This is a genomic window from Mycobacterium uberis (genome assembly GCF_003408705.1).
Classification (GTDB): domain Bacteria; phylum Actinomycetota; class Actinomycetes; order Mycobacteriales; family Mycobacteriaceae; genus Mycobacterium; species Mycobacterium uberis.
Genome location: NZ_QAYL01000027.1, coordinates 67,597 through 88,818, shown reverse-complemented (window position 1 = coordinate 88,818; position 21,222 = coordinate 67,597). Strand labels below are relative to the sequence as shown.

Annotated in this window: 17 protein-coding genes and 7 pseudogenes; 11 read left to right on the top strand and 13 right to left on the bottom strand. The window is 55.8% G+C overall.

Annotation, left to right across the window (positions count from 1 at the left end; translation table 11 throughout):
* Window positions 1-157: 157 nt before the first annotated feature.
* The 5 genes and pseudogenes from MUBE_RS20570 to MUBE_RS13400 form a co-directional block, all read right to left on the bottom strand.
* A pseudogene (locus tag MUBE_RS20570) lies at window positions 158-375 on the bottom strand (hypothetical protein); the annotation flags it as partial.
* Window positions 376-647: 272 nt separating this feature from the next.
* Window positions 648-1,892, bottom strand: a complete 1,245-nt coding sequence (locus MUBE_RS13415) for an alpha-hydroxy acid oxidase (RefSeq protein ID WP_116540908.1) — start codon at window positions 1,890-1,892, stop codon at window positions 648-650.
* Between the two features lie 51 nt (window positions 1,893-1,943).
* Window positions 1,944-3,254: pseudogene (locus tag MUBE_RS20565) on the bottom strand (alpha-amylase family glycosyl hydrolase).
* A 37-nt stretch (window positions 3,255-3,291) separates the two neighbouring features.
* The gene (locus MUBE_RS13405; protein ID WP_116540915.1) at window positions 3,292-3,828 is read right to left on the bottom strand and encodes an alkyl hydroperoxide reductase; all 537 of its coding nucleotides are present in this window, start codon (window positions 3,826-3,828) and stop codon (window positions 3,292-3,294) included.
* 42 nt (window positions 3,829-3,870) lie between these two features.
* A complete protein-coding gene (locus MUBE_RS13400; protein ID WP_116540907.1) occupies window positions 3,871-4,458 on the bottom strand; it encodes a peroxiredoxin in 588 nt (195 codons plus the stop codon).
* Window positions 4,459-4,602: 144 nt separating this feature from the next.
* Between MUBE_RS13400 and MUBE_RS13395 the strand changes: the two are divergent.
* From MUBE_RS13395 to MUBE_RS20550, 4 genes and pseudogenes are all read left to right on the top strand, one after another.
* Window positions 4,603-5,169, top strand: a pseudogene (locus MUBE_RS13395) (LysR family transcriptional regulator).
* Window positions 5,166-5,429: a hypothetical protein gene (locus MUBE_RS20560; protein WP_424399100.1), complete on the top strand. Its 264-nt coding sequence runs from the start codon at window positions 5,166-5,168 to the stop codon at window positions 5,427-5,429. Before MUBE_RS13395 ends, MUBE_RS20560 begins: the two are co-directional and overlap by 4 nt.
* Before the next feature lie 87 nt (window positions 5,430-5,516).
* Window positions 5,517-5,828, top strand: a complete 312-nt coding sequence (locus MUBE_RS20555; protein ID WP_424399099.1) for a hypothetical protein — start codon at window positions 5,517-5,519, stop codon at window positions 5,826-5,828.
* Window positions 5,829-6,104: 276 nt separating this feature from the next.
* Window positions 6,105-6,278 carry a hypothetical protein gene (locus MUBE_RS20550; RefSeq protein ID WP_243633066.1) on the top strand — a complete coding sequence of 58 codons (174 nt, stop codon included), beginning with the start codon at window positions 6,105-6,107 and terminating at the stop codon, window positions 6,276-6,278.
* 183 nt (window positions 6,279-6,461) lie between these two features.
* On the opposite strand, the gene MUBE_RS13375 is transcribed toward MUBE_RS20550, so the two are convergent.
* Window positions 6,462-6,653, bottom strand: coding sequence for a (2Fe-2S)-binding protein (locus tag MUBE_RS13375; protein WP_116540905.1), 192 nt, complete (start codon window positions 6,651-6,653; stop codon window positions 6,462-6,464).
* A 347-nt stretch (window positions 6,654-7,000) separates the two neighbouring features.
* Here MUBE_RS13375 and bfr point away from each other — a divergent pair, with 347 nt between their 5' ends.
* From bfr to MUBE_RS13355, 3 genes and pseudogenes are all read left to right on the top strand, one after another.
* Window positions 7,001-7,501, top strand: coding sequence for a bacterioferritin (gene bfr / locus MUBE_RS13370; RefSeq protein ID WP_116540914.1), 501 nt, complete (start codon window positions 7,001-7,003; stop codon window positions 7,499-7,501).
* A 470-nt stretch (window positions 7,502-7,971) separates the two neighbouring features.
* Window positions 7,972-8,565 (top strand): annotated as a pseudogene (locus MUBE_RS19165) (hypothetical protein).
* A gap of 361 nt (window positions 8,566-8,926) precedes the next feature.
* A pseudogene (locus tag MUBE_RS13355) lies at window positions 8,927-9,750 on the top strand (hypothetical protein).
* Here MUBE_RS13355 and MUBE_RS18525 read toward each other — a convergent pair.
* The 3 genes and pseudogenes from MUBE_RS18525 to MUBE_RS16440 form a co-directional block, all read right to left on the bottom strand.
* Window positions 9,747-9,992 carry a hypothetical protein gene (locus tag MUBE_RS18525; RefSeq protein ID WP_243633065.1) on the bottom strand — a complete coding sequence of 82 codons (246 nt, stop codon included), beginning with the start codon at window positions 9,990-9,992 and terminating at the stop codon, window positions 9,747-9,749. The pseudogene MUBE_RS13355 and the gene MUBE_RS18525 overlap by 4 nt on opposite strands.
* Before the next feature lie 413 nt (window positions 9,993-10,405).
* Window positions 10,406-10,678 (bottom strand): hypothetical protein, encoded by a 273-nt coding sequence (locus MUBE_RS18520; RefSeq protein ID WP_243633064.1) that lies wholly within the window; start codon window positions 10,676-10,678, stop codon window positions 10,406-10,408.
* Window positions 10,679-11,337: 659 nt separating this feature from the next.
* A pseudogene (locus MUBE_RS16440) lies at window positions 11,338-11,611 on the bottom strand (class I SAM-dependent methyltransferase); the annotation flags it as partial.
* Between the two features lie 1,303 nt (window positions 11,612-12,914).
* On the opposite strand from MUBE_RS16440, the gene MUBE_RS16100 reads away from it, so the two are divergent.
* Window positions 12,915-13,073, top strand: a complete 159-nt coding sequence (locus MUBE_RS16100) for a hypothetical protein (RefSeq protein ID WP_165849869.1) — start codon at window positions 12,915-12,917, stop codon at window positions 13,071-13,073.
* A 314-nt stretch (window positions 13,074-13,387) separates the two neighbouring features.
* On the opposite strand, the gene MUBE_RS13335 is transcribed toward MUBE_RS16100, so the two are convergent.
* Both MUBE_RS13335 and rpfC read right to left on the bottom strand, forming a co-directional pair.
* The gene (locus tag MUBE_RS13335; RefSeq protein ID WP_116540901.1) at window positions 13,388-13,843 is read right to left on the bottom strand and encodes an SRPBCC family protein; all 456 of its coding nucleotides are present in this window, start codon (window positions 13,841-13,843) and stop codon (window positions 13,388-13,390) included.
* Window positions 13,844-13,900: 57 nt separating this feature from the next.
* Complete coding sequence (gene rpfC / locus MUBE_RS13330; RefSeq protein WP_116540900.1) at window positions 13,901-14,335, bottom strand: resuscitation-promoting factor RpfC; 435 nt, start codon at window positions 14,333-14,335, stop codon at window positions 13,901-13,903.
* A gap of 335 nt (window positions 14,336-14,670) precedes the next feature.
* Between rpfC and MUBE_RS16095 the strand changes: the two genes are divergently transcribed.
* On the top strand, window positions 14,671-14,901 hold the full coding sequence (locus MUBE_RS16095; protein ID WP_165849868.1) for a hypothetical protein: 231 nt from the start codon (window positions 14,671-14,673) through the stop codon (window positions 14,899-14,901).
* A gap of 800 nt (window positions 14,902-15,701) precedes the next feature.
* Here MUBE_RS16095 and ag85B read toward each other — a convergent pair.
* The gene (gene ag85B, locus MUBE_RS13320; RefSeq protein WP_116540899.1) at window positions 15,702-16,679 is read right to left on the bottom strand and encodes a diacylglycerol acyltransferase/mycolyltransferase Ag85B; all 978 of its coding nucleotides are present in this window, start codon (window positions 16,677-16,679) and stop codon (window positions 15,702-15,704) included.
* Window positions 16,680-17,127: 448 nt separating this feature from the next.
* On the opposite strand from ag85B, the gene MUBE_RS13315 reads away from it, so the two are divergent.
* The gene (locus MUBE_RS13315) at window positions 17,128-18,285 is read left to right on the top strand and encodes a DUF7159 family protein (RefSeq protein WP_116540913.1); all 1,158 of its coding nucleotides are present in this window, start codon (window positions 17,128-17,130) and stop codon (window positions 18,283-18,285) included.
* A 756-nt stretch (window positions 18,286-19,041) separates the two neighbouring features.
* On the opposite strand, the pseudogene MUBE_RS13305 reads toward MUBE_RS13315, so the two are convergent.
* A pseudogene (locus tag MUBE_RS13305) lies at window positions 19,042-20,312 on the bottom strand (cytochrome P450); the annotation flags it as partial.
* 227 nt (window positions 20,313-20,539) lie between these two features.
* Between MUBE_RS13305 and MUBE_RS13300 the strand changes: the two are divergent.
* Window positions 20,540-20,944 (top strand): hypothetical protein, encoded by a 405-nt coding sequence (locus MUBE_RS13300; protein ID WP_116540912.1) that lies wholly within the window; start codon window positions 20,540-20,542, stop codon window positions 20,942-20,944.
* Window positions 20,945-21,222 lie beyond the last annotated feature (278 nt).

Sequence of the window (21,222 nt, the reverse complement as noted above, 5' to 3'; positions counted from 1 at the left end):
CACCACACCCCACATAAAACAAAACCACACAACACTCAACAAGATGCTTGAGGACAGCCTGCCATTTCAAATCCCATGAATCGTCCATGACTGTAAATTGTCCAATATCCGACGCTTACACGACGGCAAACGTGCAACATTCGGTGCTTCAACAACGGACACCAGGCACTGTGGTGCGTTCAGTCGATTCGGACATCAATCTCGCACGGTCAAAACATCCAATCAGATCGGGTTCGTCAAGGGTTTGTAGAGTCATCGGTCCGCTGTTTGGTCAGCTTTTGTGGTTACCTTGTGTAGTGTTTCGGCCAATAGTCGTTCGAACTGCCGTGTATCCTGCTCACGAGTATAGTTAACGGCGATCTTGCGAAGCAAAGCCTACACTACCGTGGTAGCCACTATCGAGACCAGGATGATCCGAAGCAGGTTCTCGAAAATGGGCCGGAAACAATCAATTTAGGTCAAAGGGCTAAAATCCACGGTTGACGTCGTGTATCAAGCCTGGCGCTATTTCCTTTTTAGATCAACACGATCGTGCTCGTTCAACGTAGCAAATGCCGTGACGTTGACGACCTAATTACGTGGCAGTACTTAGTTCCGAACCTACCGACACGAGGCCTGGCGAGCTCTGTGGGCCTTGCGCTAGTACGTTATGCTTGAGCCTCAATGGGCCCCAGTCGCCGCATCTGTGTCACATGCTTGGGTGCGAGCTCCTCTAGGCACGTTACACCCAGCAGTCGCATCGTGCGGATCACTCCGCTTTCCAAGATTTCGATCGCCCGCTTGACGCCCGCTTCACCGCCGGCCATCAACCCGTAGAGGTAAGCTCGCCCGACCAGTGTGCACCGGGCTCCCAGAGCAATCGCTGCCACGATGTCGGCACCGGACATAATCCCTGTATCCAGCAGTATCTCAGTGTCCTTGCCGAGGTCACGCGCCACTGTAGGTAGCAAATGGAAGGGCACCGGTGCCCGATCAAGTTGGCGCCCACCGTGATTGGACAATACGACACCATCGACACCGCGTTCGACAACCGCGCGAGCGTCGTCGAGCGTCTGGATTCCTTTCACCACCAGCTTGCCGGGCCAGTGGGCTTTGATCCACGCCAGATCGTCAAAAGTGACGCTGGGATCAAACACGGTGTCTAAGTACTCGGCGACAGTTCCCGACCAGCGATCCAATGACGCGAATGCCAGTGGTTCGGTGGTCAAAAGATCAAACCACCAGCGTGGGTGCGGCAGCGCGCCGAGGATGGTTCGTAGTGTCAACGCCGGTGGGATGGACATCCCGTTGCGGGCGTCACGCAGCCGTGCACCGGCGACTGGAACGTCGACAGTAATTAGCAGAGTGTCATATCCGGCTTCGGCTGCGCGCTTGACCAGCGCCATCGAGTGATCGCGATCGCGCCACATGTACAACTGAAACCATTTGCGGCCCTGTGGAACAGCGCACACTACGTCTTCAATTGCAGAGGTAGCCAGGGTGGATAACGAAAATGGGATCCCAGCTGCGGCTGCGGCCCGCGCGCCGGCGATCTCACCTTCGGTGTGCATCAACCGAGTGAATCCAGTTGGTGCGATTCCGAACGGCAACACAACCGGATTCCCGAGTACATTCCATCCGGTGCACACGTTCGTGACGTCATGCAAGATAGCAGGGTGAAACTCAATGTCGCGGAAGGCTTGTCGGGAGCGTTCCATGGACAGCTCGTCCTCGGCGGCACCATCGGTATAGTCGAACGCGGCCTTTGGGGTGCGCCGTTTAGCGATGCGCCGCAGATCCTGAATGGTCAGCGCAGCGTCGAGGCGGCGCTTGGTCACTTTGAACTCGGGCTGTTTGAATTGGATCAGCGGGGCCAGGTCGTGGGCTTTAGGGACCCGCCGCTTGATTATCATAGCTTTCCATCCTCGCAGTGTTTGACTCACCCCACCTGGGTAATCTAAATCCTATGCCGGCTGCAAGATCCACCAGCCATGGGGTTCGACCGCCACCGAGCTAAAAACCTCTTGGGGCGGGGCCGCTGATCCAGCTACAACGTGTGTTTGCTTGGTGCCCAGCCTAGCAAGCACTAGGTGAAACGGCTCGTCGTCCACATTGAGTGTGACTAGTAGCGCATCCCGCAGATTTCGGCTACTGCGGACCTGATAGATTGTAGTGTCAGTTGTTCAGCCGCAGAGCTTCAGTTGATGCCGAGTGCAGCCATGGGTGACGCCGACTCAGCCCGATCAGATAGTGGTCTATCGTCCGTACCTGGGCGTCGAAATAAATTTAATTGCGCTGGGGGAGAGGGGGACTCTTGACGCACCGCGTCGCCGCCGTGGCGTTTTTCTGGACACCGCGAAACCCGAACTCGTCGCCGACAACATATAAGCGTGGGTATACCCCGGCGGTTAGCAGGATGACTAGCGCATGGGCTAGGTTTTCAGGATGTTCGAGCTGGCTGGCAATATGGGTCACATTGTGGTTTCCGACGAAGGCCAGCGGCAGCAAAGCTCATCCGATGCCTGTTGCGTCACTGCAGCGCCTAGTCTAGTTTGAAGAAAGTTGCCACCGTTGAAGCTGCTCCCGACCGCCTTCCACAACTCGCATTGGGTGGCTGAATTGAAAATCCGGCGGGACTGACCACCATTGTGTAATTACCGTGAATGAACTCGCTGACGAATCACACATCCGGATGTAGCTCGCCGACCTTTGGCAGTGTTGTAGTCCAGGATTCTTACGGTACAGCATGAAGCCACATCGAGTTGTCAGCCTTCAGCGCCACGCCGCAACCAGTGCATCATGACGTGGACGACGTAGTCTGGCAACCTCGGGGGTGGTTGTGGTTGAGGGTAACGAGGTCGAGATTCCTTTCGAACGTATGGAAATGACCCAAGTGTCCTTGAAGCCAGTGTGCCGATACGTGGTTGTGTGGCGCGTTGCGATATAATGTTTAATCAGCTGACGTCTACGTGATTAAATATGTTGTCGAGCAAGACGCGTAGTCCCCAGTGGTGTACCTCGACGGCCAGTTAGTCGAAGTTGGCATCATAACCCGGCCTAGGATCGATACGGTAGTGGTCAATGATGCCGTATCCATGTGCGACGGAGGCAGAGGTCGTCATCAACGCAATCCCATATGCCCCCAGTTCGATAGCGCGGTTAAGCCCGCTGACCAGCCGCCGCAGCCGATGTCCCCCAGTCCGGGCACGCCGAGTGACAGCGACGCGAGGAAGGCGACTACGAAGCCCAGCGGATAGACCTGACACCAGGATCATATGCCGAACCCACTAAGACGCTTTCACGGTGCGATTATTAGTGGATCGCGGCCAGTGTCTTAGCGATGGCGATTGACTGTGCCACACCGGAAACGATAGCGGAGACCTTTAACGCTTCCAACACCGTTTCTCGATCCACACCCGCCTCACGCAGCATGTGTTCATGGGCGACAACGCAGTGTGAACACCCGTTGATTGACGACACCGCAAAGGACCACAATTCGAAATCAGTCTTGTTGACACCTGGGTTGCCGATGATGTTCATCCGCAACCCAGGACGCAGATCGTCATACTGACCACCGAGAAAGTCACGGCTACGGTAGAACACATTGTTCATGCCCATTATAGCCGCAGCTCCCAGCGCCGCGTTGTATGCCTCGCTCGAGAGATAGTTGGCTGCCTCGGTGCTAATCTGGGCAAGCACTTGCGCGTTCCGCGTCGCCGCGGCGCTGGCCAGTAGCGTGCCCCACAGCTGCTCCTCGTTCAGCACGGTGCTGCGGGTGATCGAATCTAGGTTGAGCTTGAGGTCTTTAGCGTACTCAGGCAGCGCAGCTTTGAGGCTCTCGATGCTCATCATGTCTTCCAATCAATCAGAATTGGAAATCAGGCCTGCAGGTCAGGCCGACGCTTTGAGCAGTTCAGTGGCGTTCAGTGTAGGGTCGCCCTTGCGCCAGTTACACGCACACAGCTCGTCGGATTGCAGGGCATCGAGCACTCGTAGTACCTCGTCGACGTTGCGTCCCACGGAACCGGAAGTGACCGAAACAAACTGGATTTCGTTGTCAGGGTCGACAATAAAGGTCACGCGGTCAGCGACACCATCGGTGTTGAGCGCCCCAGTGGCCTCGGAAAGCTCCCGCTTGATGTCCGAGAGCATCAGGAAGGGGAGTCGCTTGAGGTCTTCGTGCTGGGCACGCCACTGGAAGTGTACGAATTCGCTGTCGATCGAAACTCCTAGGATCTCCGCGTCACGGTCTTTGAACTCCTCGCTCAGCTTGCCGAACGCTGCGATCTCAGTCGGGCAGATAAAGGTGAAGTCCTTCGGCCAGAAGAACACTACGCGCCACTTACCCGGGTGGTCGTCACTGGAAACGGTGGTGAAGTAGTCACCAGGTTGCTGCGCGTCAACCTTTGACAAGTCACCGCCGATCAGCGCGGTGAGCTGGTAGGTGGGGAACTGTTGGCCAATTGAAAGCAATGACATGTCCAATCCTTAAAATCTTGGGGGATTTAGATTTCCTGCCCCACACCATAGCTTGGTATAGTGCCCTGAGCTCGTCCTGAAGTAAAGGTGATGTATCACACGATACTAAATTCAACATGACTGAATAATAGTGTTTAGCCCACCATCGTTGGGGTTCGTGCTTTTGTCTGCAGTGGTTAGAGAATCGTTACTTCAGCGCCGCGGCAAGCTTTCTCGGCGTGAGGAAGTCGACGTTGTCACAGACGTTAGCGGGGTTGGATACCGGATTTGGTGGGCAGCTGATCGAACGGTCCAACCGGCGGGTTTTTGTGACGGCACGGGGTCAGCAGTTACTACTATGTACCCAGGTCGCGATCGAGGCGATAGACGCGTTTGCTGCTGCGGTCGGATGAGGGGCACTGCTTGCGCAACTAAGTCTTCGAGATCTGTCGGAAATCGGTAGTGCAGGCCGAGCTAGCCAACACCCGCGCGGCGTCGTTGGCGACAGCTGTGCAATGTGTGACCGGCGGATTGGGGTGACGCTGATCCCACAGAGCGCTGTGCTCGTTGAGTCCGCGCGACGCTGGCTCGGACTTGCGCAGTTTGCGGTCCCCTACCCTGGACGACGGATAGGTCTGACGTTTTGCTCTGCTGGCGGTCGCGGTGCATTCTCTCAGGAGAGTGCTCGGATCATTCGGTGAGCTGATTAGCAGCAGACGGCTGGTCGTATGAGCGACGGTATGGAGAAGGTAATCGTCGTGCTCATGCAGGCTGAGCCCGATGATGATTTGGTGCCCCCGCCAGCAGGTCCGGTCACTGTTACGCTATTGGAGCCAGGCCTTCCCGGGTTCTCGAGTAACGTCCGCGACAGCACTCACTCAATGACATTGACAATGTTGGTGCCGTTGGTTGGGTTGCGAGTCTGTGGACCCAGCAATGCTATGGCGATCAGACGGCGGCAGCACTCAAATTGCTATGGTCCCGGATTATGATCAACCTCGGTGCGTATCAGTTTCCTGTACAACAAGTTTAGAAAATATTGCGCTGCTACGCCAGCCTATTACCCTAGACTAGAAGATTTGGTTGGACCGTTGGTAACGTGGTTCCATACCGGTAGTTGTCGAGATGCAGTCGACATTGGGGTACACTCAAGAATCGGATTATACATACTCTACACCCACAAGTACCGCGAATCACAGGCATCGCCGAAGAAGTTGTTCCCCACGCAGGCGATCACCGATTTGAAGGCTTTCTTCGGGGTTGCCGACGGCAACGACCTGCAGCACCGGCTAGCCAGGCTAGTTTCTAGCACAACGGCATTCGTCGCCAACCAAAGTATCGACACCGTCCCAGCTAGCCGCTATGTGTTCAGGCTGCCGTTCAAGTATTAAGAAACCCGCGTGACAACATTGCGCGACACTGCAGTGTTAGCCGTTGCAGAAAGCGTTCTGGTCGTAGTGTCTATCGTTCGCTTTTATGGAACCGTGCAGACCTCGTTCGTACAATGATCCGCCTGTTACTGTACCGTTGCTAGCGGAGAACTCTCCCTAGATTTTACTACCTAACAGTAGGGTCAAACTCACTAAAATTCTTTGGTCTAACCGTCACCTTCCGCAACGGATGGTAATGCACGATCGTCGAGGGCAGCGTGGAGCTGGCCGGACCCGATGTCGCACCGTCGTGGCTGGCCGACATCGACCAGTTGCGGCTTTTGCTATAAGGAGGTCCTCACCGCCGCCGGTGGCAGTCGTGATAACTGGCAGGAATACGACCGGATGATGGTCAAGGAGCGGCGTGCTGTGGCATTGATCGTAGCGATGCCGGTATACAGCAACGGTTAAAATGGAGCTATATCTGGCGGGTGTGCGATTCGGAAGCCCGCATGATATGCCGAAATCCTTGCCGCCGGGCCAATCTCAAGCAGCGACCGCGCAAGAAAACGCTCACTTCGCCGAGCTGAGGCGTGCCCAGACCACCGCTGCAACTTTTTGGTGGATTTCTACCAATCCTCTACGCGACTTGGTTTAGCTGACTGGGTTGAGTCGGGCTCCATGTCGGGCTGAGGTGGCGATGATCGCCCGCAGTGTATGTCGGCAGCGCCCGCAGTCGCTGCCCGCCCCACAGGCAGCCGCGACCTCTTTGGAGGTCGACGCACCACGTGCGACAACGTCGCACACAGTCTGGTTGGTGGCACCGACACACAAACACACGTACATCAGCAAATCCCCCGACCGCAGGTGATATCCTGCACCGGATGCACGCGCATCGCATCCTGCGTCATCAGAATCCCGGGCGACGTCGTCGGGCAAGTAAGCCGCATGTTAGGGGAGTCTAATCTAAATAGATTAGTGAAGTCTAACCTAAGTAACAATTTGCGATTGAATTGCCGTCTGTGTATGGCGCGCCAAACGACGCGCTGGCCCGTATCTGTTTCACTAGATCCAAACCCGGCACGGCACAGGGCTGCTATTCGCTATAATTAAGCTAGACTTCAGGTTTCCCTCTCAGTCTAGCCTATCGACAGTGGTTCGACATGGCCCTTTACCTGCGCCTAGGAGTTTTCATACAAGGTGATCCGGATGTTTTGCGCTTGCTCAACGAGCAACTGACCAGTGAGCTCACCGCTATCAACCAGTATTTCTTGCATTCGAAGATGCAAGACAACTGGGGTTTTACCGAATTGGCAGCGCACACTCGTGCGGAGTCCTTCAATGAAATGCGGCACGCCGAGGCGATTACCGATCGTATTTTGCTGTTAGATGGCCTGCCGAACTATCAGCGCATCGGATCGTTGTGTATTGGTCAGACGCTGCGTGAACAGTTCGAGGCCGATCTGGCGGTTGAATACGAGGTGGTCAACCGGCTTAAGCCCGGAATCGTCCTGTGCCGGGAAAAACAGGACAGCACTAGCGCTGTACTGCTGGAGAAAGTCGTGGCTGACGAGGAAGAACATATCAACTGCCTGGAAACGCAGCTGGCGCTGATGGACAAGCTGGGGGAGGAGTTGTACTCGGCACAATGCGTCTCCCGGCCGCCGAGTTACCATGTCGAGACAACTCACTAGTTCACTGACACGCATAACGAGCTCGAGAGGAGGAACTCAGCTGAGGCTCGTCGCGGATCCTTCATTGTAGCAATGCACTGAGTCGGCAAGCTGGATCGTTCGCTCAACCACCCGCGCCGGCCGTGTCGACGTGAAACTGTGCCGGTACGGTGAGCTCATGCGTTCGTCGATCCCAGCTTAGGTGCCAGTCCGTCGTAGCATGTATTTGCCACGGGCCAGAACCGGCATAATGTCGATTGATGTCTAAGCATCGACCTATTGGCACTGCGCATCATTGATGACGGGACGGGTTGGCCGGGTCTCCGTCGCGTTCTTCGAGCAGGATGGCGCGCCTGTTTCTGCGTGCAGTCGCCGGGTCGCTGAGCCGGGTTTAAGCTACGCTCGTCGCTGGCGGTATAGACGCGGTGATCGGCCACGAAATCGAATCTCTACTGGTCGCTCCCGACAGATGACTAGCTTCTGTCGGCGGGATGGGTACAGTGCAATCCTGCCAGTGTACTCGAACACGAGGCGTTGATCCGCAATGTCATCAGCGCGGCAGCAGCCTTCGGTATCGGGATCGAGAAAATTTTCATCCCGAATACGGCGTCAAACAATTCACGATCTCGTTGGCACCGCTCGCACTGGTAGCCGCTGCCGACCAATTGGCACTGCACCGGCTCATCATCAGCCGGGTGGTCCACCGCCACGGACTGCGTGTTAGTCTGCCGCCAACGCCCTTCACCGGCGGTGTATACTTCCGTGCCCACCTGTATTTCTTGCTGGTCACATCGGAAAGTCCACTGTTTGCCCAACAGGACAGGTGTGGAAAGTACGACACCGGTGGACGATAGCACTATGGCTGGAGTGTTGCCAGGTTGGTGGAGACCCCGGGTATTCCGTGCGGATCGATCGTGTCCGGACTGCGGACATGCCCCTACAATTGGGCCGGTGTCTATATGTGCTAAGGAATCGAGAACCGCAAGGCAGCAGTGCGATTCGTCAAGGGAGGCACTAGTGATTCACACGGTGGCAATGTCGAGGTGAAAGTTGTCGATCCTTCGGCGAACCCGTATTTTGCGTAGACGAACATCCTCAGTCTGGCGCTCGACGGCATCAAGCACAACGCGGTATTGCCGCTGCAAACTACCGTTGACCCCGCAAAGCTCTCCGATTTGGATCGCCCCCGCGCCGATATTCTGAGGCTGTCCAAAGCACAGGCTGAATCAATTGCTGTACTTGATAACTCATAGATTCTGTGAGGTATTCCTGTCGATCCGGCAGTTGCGGTTCGCCGTTTAGGGCAGGAGCTCTACATGCTCCTGAGCACTGACAAGCTGACGGACAAGTTCCGGATGGCCTGGAGTCCACGACGGGGCTGTTGTGGTGTCTGATTTGTCGGCCCTGGCGCAACACGTCGGCGAAATGGCGTTGATCGGTTAGCGCATCAACCACTGCTGATTGACCGCAGGGGATCGGCGACAATTCGAAAATGCTCTCAATGAGGCGGACATCGAAACCGCTTGTGAAGTTCGATTCTGGGTTTGATTTGCAGCTCAGACTAGCCGCGTGCACTCATTGCGGACCCATCCTTGATCTTCCTTAATATGTTGATCCACCGTCATACCGGGATCGCCGTCGCCAGTTCAGTGCAGTCGAGTTGGCTCGACTGTTTTTGCCAGCTGCCGGAGTGAGCGACTGGCTGGTCGACACTGGAATCAGTGAGGGTGCAGCCGATGTTTTTGATCTGCAGGCACTGTCTGGAGGTTATGTGCACGAGGTGATTCGTCTCGAGCAGGTAGCCGAGCAGGCTGCGTAGATTTCCGGCGATTACGTGTCGGCGTTTGAGGAGATCCTGCACCGGCGCCGAGGCTACCGCGGTTGCCGCTAAGTCGGTCCTGGTCTATTGGACCACGTTGACCAAGCCATCGGCATCGCAAGTTGCCGAGTCCGCAAGACAGTGGTGCGATACTGGCGGTGTCCGGAATGTCTATCTCGATGGCGGGCTAAGTGTGAATGACCTAGGAGCTCGGACACCGGCATGCATCGCCTGACTGCTTGAGATGACGCCGTTTCACAAGATCCTGTGCTCGTCGGACGAATTCAGGCCGGTGGAATTCCACTTTCTGGGCACAGCTTAGTGGCGCAACGGTATTCACCAGGTACTGCACAGTTTTGCCGAGGACGGCGATTGGAATGACGCTGATGTCATGCGTACCGTCTACCTTCTCGCCCGCGACAACGCCGCCCACGTCTACCTCATTGCCTAAGAGATAAACTGTCGCAGCTTACCGCTGTTCTGGTGGCGGTGTAGACTCCGGGCCGTCTGAATCTGGATCATCCTCTCCGACAAGCCATGCCGACGCAGTTCGGCAGTTACTGACGACGATAAAACGTCTAGTTCTGGATCGCCTAAGACGACAATGTCGGTTTCGGCGGTGGGCTGAGCAATCGTATATTTGTATACTCCGGAATCGGTGCCCGGGACGTGCCGGAACACGATCGCCGGCACCGTCGTTGCTCCGTAGCAGAAGTCTTCGTCGCGGCACCCAACGATATCGGCAATCTGCGTGAACGCGCTGCCGCATACGCACTTGCCATTCAGCGACGTGGCTTGATCGCCGAGGTCGTAGCGAATAAACGGGAACGTTCAGTTACGTAGTCCGGTAGTGAGCATGCGGGCTGTCGGCTCGTCGGGGCCGACCGGCCTGCCGGCTGTTGTCGATACGCTCGAGGACTACCCTGTACTCGCATATGTGCAGTCCGTGATCCCGTCCGCAGCCGACGGCCGATACGCTAATTTTAGTTGAACCCTTAGGCCATGGGTCGGTGCACGCCACGCTTCGTGGATTGCCTGCCGGTTTTCGTCGAGAAGTGGCTTGGAGTCGGTGTTGATCCGCACCGGCTTGATTCCGAGATCGCCGGTTATGGGCCGCGTGCGCAAGGCACCCTTGTACTGTTGGATAGCCCACGCGGTGGGTGGGTTGCATGGATGTCACCGTGGTGAGCCACTTCGTCAAATAGTGCACCCGCGGCGATCATGACCTTCTTTGCGTACCCCAGAGCAATCGGTAAATCGAGCAGCGGGGTGTTGGCGTGCAGTGGGACGCCGGCCACAAGAGCGGGCAAGCAGCGCAGTGCCAACAACCCTTGTTCCGCAACACTCTTAGCGCGCTTAGATGTCTTCAGGACAAGCATCCCGTCAAGATAAAGAACTGTCAATCCCACACGTAGACACTACGCACCTCACTGCAGTCACCGGAGCTGAATATCCGCTGATCTGCTGCAGTTTACGAAAACCATTGCTGTTGAATGGGAACGTGTTCAGCACGGTCACGATCGATATGAGGCGCAGTGACGCTAGTGTCCCACTGCTCTTGAGTGTCGCGTTTGGTCATGATTGACAGCGACGCTAAGTCGTCGACTGACGCGCACGATAAGTCAAGCGCCTTTACCTGCCGGGTGTTAAATGGTGAGCGCTTCCACGTATAGGTGAGTAGAGCTCGCAGTTGGTGGATCTGATAAGCTTCAAGTTGTGAGCGCAACCAAGCTAGCCGCGCGATGTGTCCATTGAACGCGGCCTGTACAGCACTGGGATGTGCTGTATGCATGCGCTGTTAGACCATCCGCGACATCGCTCTCTCGTCGATCGATGCGGGTTGCCATGACAGCCCAGATCGGAATGTGTACACAGAAGCCATTTAGCAGTGATCCAAAGACGGTAAGTTGATCTTGCAGCCACTTCATCCGTCTTGCCCACGCTGGGTTGGAGCTTATGTTCTCCATGTGGATTCGGGTTTTGGGCCCGAAACAAGCCATATAGGTTTGTCGGATGACACCCCTTCTCACTGCACGTTGTTGACGTTGTAGCATCCGAATTTGAACATGACTAGCCGTGCTGGTGGCTTAGGGGCGAGGTGCAGGGCCCGCACATAGTGGGTTCTGGGCCTCTTCGTCGTCGAGGAACACGTAGTAAAATGTCTTATTGACCACTGTGGTCGAAATAGTCTTTCGACGCATAGTGGATGGTGTAATGCCCGGCCCGATACCCTGGTCGAGGACCTCGCCGCACAATCCGCCGAAGGCTATCAGCTGCTGCACCACCGGTTGCGGACCACCGCTCTCCCAGGGAATGTCCCTGCTCGGACTCACTTGTAGAGTCCCTCGAAATCTGCATCGGTCTGGTTGATTATGAGTTGTCCCCATAACTGTAGACTGAACCAGTCTTTTCTTTAGTTAGTAGGTCGAGCCTAGCGTCTTCGAACAAGGAATGTTAGCGGCTACTCGCGAGTAGGTCATGGCTGGGGTTGCTGTATTTCGCATAGGTATTTTGCCATATCCTGAAAATCTCCTTGAAGGGTCCGCAACAGTTAAAACGGTTTAGATCAGGCTTGTCCGCGTCGAACACCAAAGACGTGTCGGCTCCGACGAGGTTCGCTAGCCAGGTTGATGGTGCCTGAGCTGCCATATTCACCATATCCCGGTACTCTTTTCAGAGTGCGGTCTTCGCACCGACGTTTATCTATGACTACATTACTGCTCACTGCCCTTACCTCGGGGAAGCGATCGAAGAGCTTTCGCAGTCCGACTTCACCCTCAGCACGGGCGAGAGCAGTTCCCAAACGCAAGTTTCTGCCACCGGAAAATGCGAGGTGTCTTCTGGCATTGGGACGCTCGACGTCAAACCGATCTGGATCCGGAGCGACGGAAGGTCCCGGTTAGCGGCGGCCAAATAGAGCACCACCAGCTAGTCACACTTGATCGTCCTATCCCGCCGACTCGACGTCCTTGCGCGCTATACGAGCGGTCGTTTGAACCGGCGAATCTAGTCGCAGGGATCTCCGCGGCCACGTTGGATTATACCTGGGGATGCGCACGTAGTGTCTCCGTCTGCTTACACATATCCAGCAACATGCGAATACTGTTGTCTAACAGTTTCACTGTGGTTTCGAACCCGACAACCAACCCCAGCACAATGATTGTCTGAAGTTCGCTTCTCTCGAGATGTGTTTCGGTAGGAAAATTTTTGTCCTCACGGATCAGTTAACTCATTAAATCATCGCTTGGGCTATGCTGCTGTAAGTGTTTAGCAAGCCAGACTTTGAAACTTGCGATCCCTCGTTGTGCTCGCTGGTACTGTCGCCATGTTAGCCTAGCGTCCAAGCCAGGCGTGGCCAGCTTGCTGAATTCAAGAATGCGGCTTTGGTTGCGATCGGGTACTCTCAAGATGTCGTTGATCACCGCGACCGGAAGTTGCAAACAATACCGGTCGACGATGTCAAGAACATTATGTTGGTAGGAGAGTTGATCAATGTGGTTTGCTCAACCCGATCGCATAGAGCAGCGACTGCTCTGGGCGTGAACAGGCACCGTCTTGCAGTAGCTAGGTGTGGTCGGGTGGTTCAATAGCCAGCAATGAGGGTGCTCGCAACGGATGCAGCAAATTTTCTCGACTGCGTCTCTCATCCCATTTGCCCAGAAGCTGCCGGTGGACCCGTCGACGTTGTGGGTCTTGTACCCACTGAAGAATAGCCCTGTCGCCACCGAACAGCCCAATAACCTGGACTTGATTGCCGTTCTCGCAGATAATTAATCATCCGATAAGATTTGATCCTGGCTGTATGCGGCGAACGCGTCGAGTAAGTGTTGCCGTCGAGGGTCCAGACGTGTGGTTCGTTGGGGCATCGTCTCGATTTCCGCGCATGTCGAGACGTCGGCTGTGATAACCGCAGCAACTCCGGTTACTCTGACTAACTGGGTTCTGTATCAGTTCACTCCAATTCCTACACTGCACTGCCGTTTTGGCATCAGTATAGGTACGAGTGTGGCGCTGCTATTCGAACCAACTCCGCGTTGGGGCCTTGAGCCGATCAATCCAGCGGACGCTACTTGCTGCCAGGAGGAACGTCAGCCCACCTCCACCACATCTTTGATGCGCTGCAGCGTCTTGGTCATGTCACGAATGTTGCGGCGTTTTCGCAGAAATCCGCCCAACAACCAATACACGGTAACTAATGGCGAAGGGCTGAGCCGAAATGACTCGGTCACGTCCGTGGCGTCGCCAGACGACATCAATCGGTAGTGCCAATTGTTTACCGGTTTATCGCCCAGCAGGACCGCGAAGCCGAACTCACGGCCGGGTTCGCACGCAGTTACCTTGCACGTCGTCCAGTACACTGGTCCTATTTCATTTCGCCGGACATGACCACGGAATTTGGCGCCGAGAGCTGGGCCTGTCGCATCACCCAGCCACTCAGCTTCAAAAACCTCTGGGGAGAACCGCCCGGTGTTGCGGACATCCGCGATCAGATCCCAAACCTTACCCGCAGGTGCCGCCATATGAACAGTCACTGAACCTTCTATGGTGTTGATCCTAACACAGCTCCCTGCTCGTTCATAGACCTCAGAAAGCGATTGCCACTAGTGCGGTATCGCTATCTGGATGATATCATTAATAATTTGCTTGACACCCTGCGCGGGATGTGACCACAGCACGATCGGCAGGCCAGAGGCTGCGCCGCATTTTGGCCATGCTTTCAGTCCTTGGTCGGCTAAAACCCGGTTGGCTATCGCGATTTGCTGCTCCCTAGACGCGGCAGCCGGGTTGCCGACACCGCCGTATCGGGTCCAGGTGGCTGGCTTAAATTGTAGCCCACCATAAAAGCCGTTTCCGGTGTTGGCTCGCCAATTTCCGCCGGACTCGCATTGCGCGACCGCGTCCCAGTTAGGGCTCCCAGGAACGGCATTTGCCACACCGGTGGATAGCGTCATCGACACCGCAACCATTCCGCCGACCATGGCGGACTTCACGAACGGCTTGCAAAGTTTTCGCACGTCAAGCATTTCGCCCGACATGTCCAAAGCGTTACCTGTTCGCAAAGCTTATGAGATAATTCATATATCGTGCTGAGATCAGTGCCATCAGCAGCTCGATGAAAGGACGCCGTGTATCAAGTAGGGCGGTGAAACCTAGCAATACGACCAAGTCGCCAACGAGAAGGCTTGCTAATTGAGGCTGTCGAGTTGGCGATCCCGGATGACGTCGCTTCGAGTTGCATCAGGTTGGACGGCGCACGCTGGCCAATGCAGAAAGTCTTAGTTGAGCATCATCTGGTTCGACATCGGTTGAAGATATCGATCGACGACCGCGACGCCGAGAGTTCAGGTAACGTGGTCCCTGCACCGGAGGGATGGAACTTCCGATCCGCGAACTGGCTGTATTTGATGGCCTCGGTAGCGATGATTTGGTTACCGAAGATCCGTGTGAAGTACTCCGGATCGATGCCTTCGCGCTGACCATGGTGAGTATTTGCTGGACACAGCCTGGTCCCTCAATCTCTCCGTGCTCGATCCATTTGAAGGCGACAACCGGCTCGGCGGTCGCCAACTGCTGTGCAGCGGCCGCCGAGCAATTCGAGTAGCGGGTTACCGCCATTGACTCTCGCCTGCGGCGGGTTAACAACCAGTATGGCTACGCGCTTAACACTCCAGGACGACTGACCTAAATAGCGCGGCGTCGACTTCGGCGAAAGCGATTGTTAGTGCTACTCATCAACATAATTCACCCCTGATTCCGGATTCGTTCTGGCTCGGATAGCCGAACTTGGTATAAACGCGACCCGGACCGTCCAGAATCCTTATGCTGGATAGCTAGCCTCATTGAACATACGGACTTCTAGGCACTCCAGCAGCACCGAGAGTAACGGCATACTCGGAGAGTGGTGATGCCCGCTGTGGGTTTAGGCGCTGATTTGCTGCCACGCCGACGTCCTCGCTGCCGCTAGCTGGAGCTTTGTTGTTAATGGACAGACTTGACCCCCCACCCCGAGTCCCTCAATCATCCCAGCAATCCTTTTGCATCTAAGGTGTGATTCACCGTACTTCCGCGCTGCTCGTGCCTGCCGTCTCCACCTACTTCGAAACGCTCAGGGCAGGACTGGCTACTCACGGCTGGAATGTAATGTAGGGCCTACCGTCCAACGATCGCATGCTCGGCAAGACCTCCTTCCAGGAGAACATCACCGTGCTCCATTATAAATATCATCACAACGACGATCCGAGCGTGGGAGTGCGAACGCCTCTTCGATCAGTGTCGGAACACGAACTACTATCGCCACGACACAACTGAATGGAACGATATCACGGATCAAATCCGCGCGACCCATTGAGCGGGTGGTCGGTGCAACGGCCAACAGACAGAGCAGGCCATCCGCCGCTGGGATCAGCCCCCACGAAGAGTGCTCTGCAGATCGGTCTTCATGCCTTTGAGCTGCTCGCTCCAGTACTCCCAGCTGTGCGTTCCGTTGTCATCTAAGTTGAACACGGCGTTGTGGCCACCGGCAGCGTTATAGTTATCCCTGAATTTCAGGTTGCTGCTATGTGCGAAGTTCTCCAGGAACTCGGCGGGAATGTTGGCCCCACCCAACTCTGATGGTGTTCCGTTGCCGCAGTAAACCCATAGGCGGGTATTGTTGGCTACCAGCTCCCCAATCTGCAGTATGGGGTCGTTCCATTGCCAAGCCGGGTCACTTGGCGGTCCCCACATGTCCACGGCCTTGTAGCCACCGGCGTCACCCATCGCTAAGCCAATCAGCTGAGGTCCCATCCCCTGCGAAGGGTCCATCAGTGCCGATAACGAGCCGGAGAAGATAAACTGGTCAGGATGGTGAGCAGCAAGGACTAGGGCCGACGAACCTGCCATCGAGAGGCCGACCACAGCGCTGCCAGTGGGTTTTACACCTTTATTGGCAGATAGCCATTGCGGCAACTCACTGACCAGGAATGTTTCCCACTTATAGGTTGTACAACCGGCCTTACCGCACGCAGGGCTGTACCAGTCGCTGTAAAAGCTGGATTGTCCACCGACTGGCATGACGACCGAGAGGCCTGACTGATCGTACCACTCGAATGCGGGGGTGTTTATGTCCCAGCCGTTGTAGTCGTCCTGTGCACGCAGGCCATCCAGCAGGTACACCGCCGGAGAACCGTTGCCGCCGCTTTGGAATTGAACCTTGATATTGCGACCCATCGCCTCCGACAACACCTGTAAGTACTCGACAGGCAAACCGGGTCGCGAAAACGCTCCTGCGGTCGCGGTTCCGCCAGCGAGGCCGATCAAGCCTGGCAGGGCCGTAGTCGCAGCTGCACCGACCAAAAGCCGGCGTCCCCAGGTCCTGATCTTCCCGCCTACACCAGTCATACTTGTACCCCTTGTCCTTGTCCTTGTCCTTGTCCTTGTCCTTGTCCTTGTCCTTGTCCTTGTCCTTGTCCTTGTCCTTGTCCTTGTCCTATGTCGTCCACACCTGTACCCCTTGTTGTCGTATGTCGTCGGTGCCCTCGGCAGAACTTACCGTGTGACTAACCCAGATGTCGATCAAGACGCGAAGTGATCTCAGTTCTGCATCGGTTGTCGGCCGTGGATATCACAACTGTTTTGGGCAGTGCACGGTACCCATGCCGACCAGGAGGTTCTTGTCCGATGCGGCCAAACTTGCATCGAACGCGTAGGCTGCTCACGGAGCACGCCGATAGACATCATGCTAATCCCGGTTCGCTCCGGCTCTCACAAACTACCGCACCAGCAGGGCTGCATAGCGCGGTGGTGCGGTCGAAGGCGTTAGAAGCCGGACACGATTGAGGTGTAAATGTTGAATACAGTACTAGGGTTATCAGTGACGCCGACCACCGTCGGGTGGGTTCTTGCGGAGGGACACGGCGCAAAGGGCGCTATCCTGAGTCATCGCGAGTTTGAATTGTGCGGAGGCTACGGAGTGCGCGCGGTGAGTACCGCAGAGCAGGTTGCAGACGAAGTTTGGCGGGTAAAGGCGATGGTGGCCGCGGACAACCAACGTCTCCAGGTCATCGGAGTAACCTGGAACGACGAAGCCTCCGCACAAGCCGCCCTGCTGTTGGAATCATTGACAAACGCGGGTTTCGACAACGTTGTGCCGATCTGCTTTCTCGAGGCTGTTGAGACCTTAGCTCGGGCTGTGGCACCCGTCATTGGTTACGAGCAGACTGTGGTGTGTCTGCTTGAGCATGAATGGGCGACCGTCGTCATGGTCGACACCCATGATGGTGAGTCCCAGACGGCAGTTAAACATGTGCATGGCGGTTTCGACGGGTTGATTTCGTGGCTGACTGGAATGTTTGACCGCAATAGTTGGTGCCCGGCTGGCGTAGTTGTCGTCGGTTCACACACTGACATTGACGGATTGTCATGGCAACTCGAAAGGGCTTTGCCAGTACCGGTTTTCGCGCAGAACATGGCGCAGGTAACAATCGCGCGGGGCACTGCCCTAGCGGCAGCTCAGAGCACCGAGTTCACCGACAAGCGGCTGGCGGCATCCACCAGCGAATTCACCGTGCCGGTACGGCCTCGACGATTGTCCTACGCCGGGGCCGTTACCGCCTTGGCCGCAGCTGTGATTACCTTCGTAACTGCACTGTCGTTAGCGGTGGGCCTACAGCTGGCTCCGGATGCCAATTCTGTTGCACCCAAGCATGCGGTGCGTCAGTCGCTGCCACAGATCGCAGAAGCCCCCGCTTCTGTCGCATCAGCGCCCGCTAAGGTGGCGGCGTCCCCCGGCGGGGAAGTACTGCAACCCACGTCACAGGCACAGCCGCCGATTAGCCTCACCTCCGCTCAGCCGGGAACAGAACCCGCCACACCACTGGAACAACAAAGTGTTACCGTTGATCTTCAACCGGATCCAAATGGCGAGCCCTTCTATACGATGAGGGTTCTTGAGCACATTCCGGGTACTTACGGTGACCTAACGCCAGACAACTCGACACAACCTTAAGCCTGAGCATCAGCTCAAGCGACGGGAAACCACACCGTTACATCGTCGCCGACCTACACCCGAACCCACCAATAACGAATAGGATTTGATATCATAATCGGGATTGACGCACTCTGAGCTGGGTGGACGTTCGCTCTAAGTCATCGCGGTCTTTTGTACGCAAGTCAATTATGTGCTTACGTGATTTTTCTCCGAACGTACAGCGCTCCGATGAGACAGTAGCCGTTGTCAGTCTTAGAGATCTTGTTGCTGGTCTCGGCAACAAAGCGGATCTCAGGCAAGCTGCCTGCTTCCAATTGATTTTCAGCGCGTTTCACTGAATCAGCGCTTTTGTGGCCCGGATAGTCCTTTGCCCTTACCCCTCGTCGCACAGCATTTCGAACGAATTTGTCTCGACCGTAAGCTTCGTGGTTACCGGTTCGGCATCGATCCAGCCCATCGCGGCTTGTCAGCGTGTTATCACAATGGCTATGGTGATAGCCGAACTTTCCGGTTCGGTGCGTGACGCCGATCCGAACAAACAACTCACTGTACAGATGCGTCCAGGGCCCACGTCAAACCGCTACCATGCATGGCAGACTGGACTGTATCGGGCCCACACTAACATGCTACATGGTGAGAACGGCGCGGTAGCGTCCTGCCCCTGCTTCATCTCCAACCGCGAAATCGTTCACACTCTCGCTGAATTCGGTTATCGCTCCCGTGACTCCGTGCTAAAGTCATGGCTCTCAGCTCACTCGATGATTCCGTGTCCTGATGGACTACAGGGCATTCGGGTTCACTAAGGCTATGGTACTTGAAACTGCTAGTGCTTGATCCCATTGAGCCAGTTCGACCGCAGCTGCTCGGGTTTGCCAATCGATTCTGAATCCGGCGTAGACTCAGTGATCGCATGGAACATCGGGTCGATCGTCATTTGTGCCAGGTTAGCTCCGATGCAGTAATGCACACCGGTGCCACTGAACCCCACGTGGGGGTTCGGATTATGCAGGACGTTGAACGGTAAAAGGGTTGTCAAACACGTCCTCATCGAAATTGGCTGAGCGTTAAATAATCACCACCCGCTGGTCCTTCCTTATAGGTACGCCAGACAATTCGTAGTCCTTTAGCGCGGTCCGCTAGAATGACGTGATTGAGGCGGCTCACCGGGTGATCTCGTCGGCCGTGGCGCTGGGATACTTCGGTTTGTATAGTTCCTACTAGCCAGGAGAATCGGTAAAGGTTATCGCGCCCTGCGCGATGGAGTTGCGGATGGTTTTGTTGCCGGCAGGATGACGAAGAAGCCGAACTTGTCTTCGGAGAGCTTGTGGTCCTCGATATCGGACCTCGACCAGCTTGGTGACGATGTCCTAGCCGAGGTGCTTGGGGCCATCTGGGTGGCGTACACGATCAATTCCACCGATGCGGTCCTCGGGTCTAGTTCGTGGCGAAGTTGAGATCCTAGCAGCCAACCATCTGGCTCGGCCAATGGAACAGTTTGTTGCGGTCTTCCTGGGATACTACCCCCGTAGGCCGGCAATAGCTTGCAGTGGCAATTCGCAGGATACTTGTTTCGACAAAGTCGCCAGACCTCTCAGATACCGCTGCCTCCGTGATGCGTCGGGCTCGCGCGGTCAGGTTATCACGCAGTTGTGCTATGGCCCGGGGAGTGAAACTGCGCGAGATTATTTTACGTAGCCGGGTGTGCAGTTGGTCGTCTATGTTGAGCAGTACGAACTTGCCTCTCCCGATTTGCTTGTCGTCCGTGTCGTCTCGCTAGTATGGCAGAGTGGTCTTCTCCAGACTGGAGAAGCCTGCTCTGCGTAGCGAAACTTCCTTGATATCCTTGTGTTAGGACACCACCCGATAGCCACCGTCATAAAATCCATCCTTCCCGATTGGCTGCTTGTTCCGCCAAATCGGCGTAGCTCGACTTATTTCGGCGAGTTTCCACCGGCAGGCGTTCGGCGTAGATGTTGTGGTTCGGTGAAATCGAGTTTGGGAAGCAAGTTGGGGATCGGCTGGGTGAATTGCTCGGTTGTTAACACGACCAACTCCATCGATACGATGTTTATTATGCCAATAAGCCATTGCTGTACCTGGTTGGTAAGTATCGATGCAAGATTGTCAATACAAACCACCTGACCGAGTTGTTGAGCCGGTGAACCTGCTTTTGCAAGTCGATCTTGTGGCGCACAGTGCGCTCGATATGCTCTTGGTGCACGCTACCGTCGGCTCGGTGGGGCCAGGTGACACTAATGCGAAGGATAGAAGCATGATTCGCGCACTACTCGCTGTAGCTGCGATTTCAGGTGGTGCGCTCAGTGCGGCACCGTGTGCGTCGGCTAGTCCGCATTACGATGGTGATGTACCGGGCATGAGCTATAATGCCTCATTGGGCGCGCCATGTTCGAGCTGGGAGCGATACGTTTTTGGACGAGGTCCCAGTGGCCAGGCCGAAGCCTGTCATTTCCCTCCTCCCAACCAGTTCCCGCCAGCAAATACCGGGTACTGGGTGATCTCGTACCCATTATATGGAGTACAGCAAGCTGGTGCACTGTGTCCGAAGGCCCAGGCAGCGGCACAGTCGGCTGATGGTTTGCCCATGCTCTGCCTGGGCGCTCAAGGGTGGCAACCAGGATGGTTCACTGGTGCGGGGTTTTTCCCGCCTGCGGGCTGATGACCGGCCTATCATGGAGATATGTGCAACAGTTCTCCGACCTCCAGATAGCTACGCTTCGTGCCGGAGTCTGATCGAGCTGGTTCGGCGTGGTACACTGAGGCCAGCTTTTTTTCGCGCCAGTACTACCATGCCGTGTTGTTCTATGGGTTATGGTCGATGGTTATCGAAATGTTATGGATGGGGCTATCAGGGTGGCAGAGCTTGCTCAGAGAGTCGTCATGGTTGTTTGAGCTGATGCAAATATTGCGGTCTGGCACTCAAGATACGGGAAGAGT

What these genes read in the sequence shown, in the direction of transcription:
- ag85B (WP_116540899.1), bottom strand. Translation starts at nt 16,679, where the DNA reads ATGACTGGTGTAGGCGGGAAGATCAGGACCTGGGGACGCCGGCTTTTG.
- MUBE_RS13400 (WP_116540907.1), bottom strand. Translation starts at nt 4,458, where the DNA reads ATGTCATTGCTTTCAATTGGCCAACAGTTCCCCACCTACCAGCTCACC.
- MUBE_RS16100 (WP_165849869.1), top strand. Translation starts at nt 12,915, where the DNA reads ATGCAGCAAATTTTCTCGACTGCGTCTCTCATCCCATTTGCCCAGAAG.
- MUBE_RS13300 (WP_116540912.1), top strand. Translation starts at nt 20,540, where the DNA reads ATGATTCGCGCACTACTCGCTGTAGCTGCGATTTCAGGTGGTGCGCTC.
- MUBE_RS20550 (WP_243633066.1), top strand. Translation starts at nt 6,105, where the DNA reads ATGTCGCACCGTCGTGGCTGGCCGACATCGACCAGTTGCGGCTTTTGC.
- MUBE_RS13415 (WP_116540908.1), bottom strand. Translation starts at nt 1,892, where the DNA reads ATGATAATCAAGCGGCGGGTCCCTAAAGCCCACGACCTGGCCCCGCTG.
- rpfC (WP_116540900.1), bottom strand. Translation starts at nt 14,335, where the DNA reads ATGTCGGGCGAAATGCTTGACGTGCGAAAACTTTGCAAGCCGTTCGTG.
- MUBE_RS20560 (WP_424399100.1), top strand. Translation starts at nt 5,166, where the DNA reads ATGAGCGACGGTATGGAGAAGGTAATCGTCGTGCTCATGCAGGCTGAG.
- MUBE_RS13405 (WP_116540915.1), bottom strand. Translation starts at nt 3,828, where the DNA reads ATGAGCATCGAGAGCCTCAAAGCTGCGCTGCCTGAGTACGCTAAAGAC.
- MUBE_RS13375 (WP_116540905.1), bottom strand. Translation starts at nt 6,653, where the DNA reads ATGTACGTGTGTTTGTGTGTCGGTGCCACCAACCAGACTGTGTGCGAC.
- MUBE_RS18520 (WP_243633064.1), bottom strand. Translation starts at nt 10,678, where the DNA reads ATGCTTGTCCTGAAGACATCTAAGCGCGCTAAGAGTGTTGCGGAACAA.
- MUBE_RS16095 (WP_165849868.1), top strand. Translation starts at nt 14,671, where the DNA reads ATGGAACTTCCGATCCGCGAACTGGCTGTATTTGATGGCCTCGGTAGC.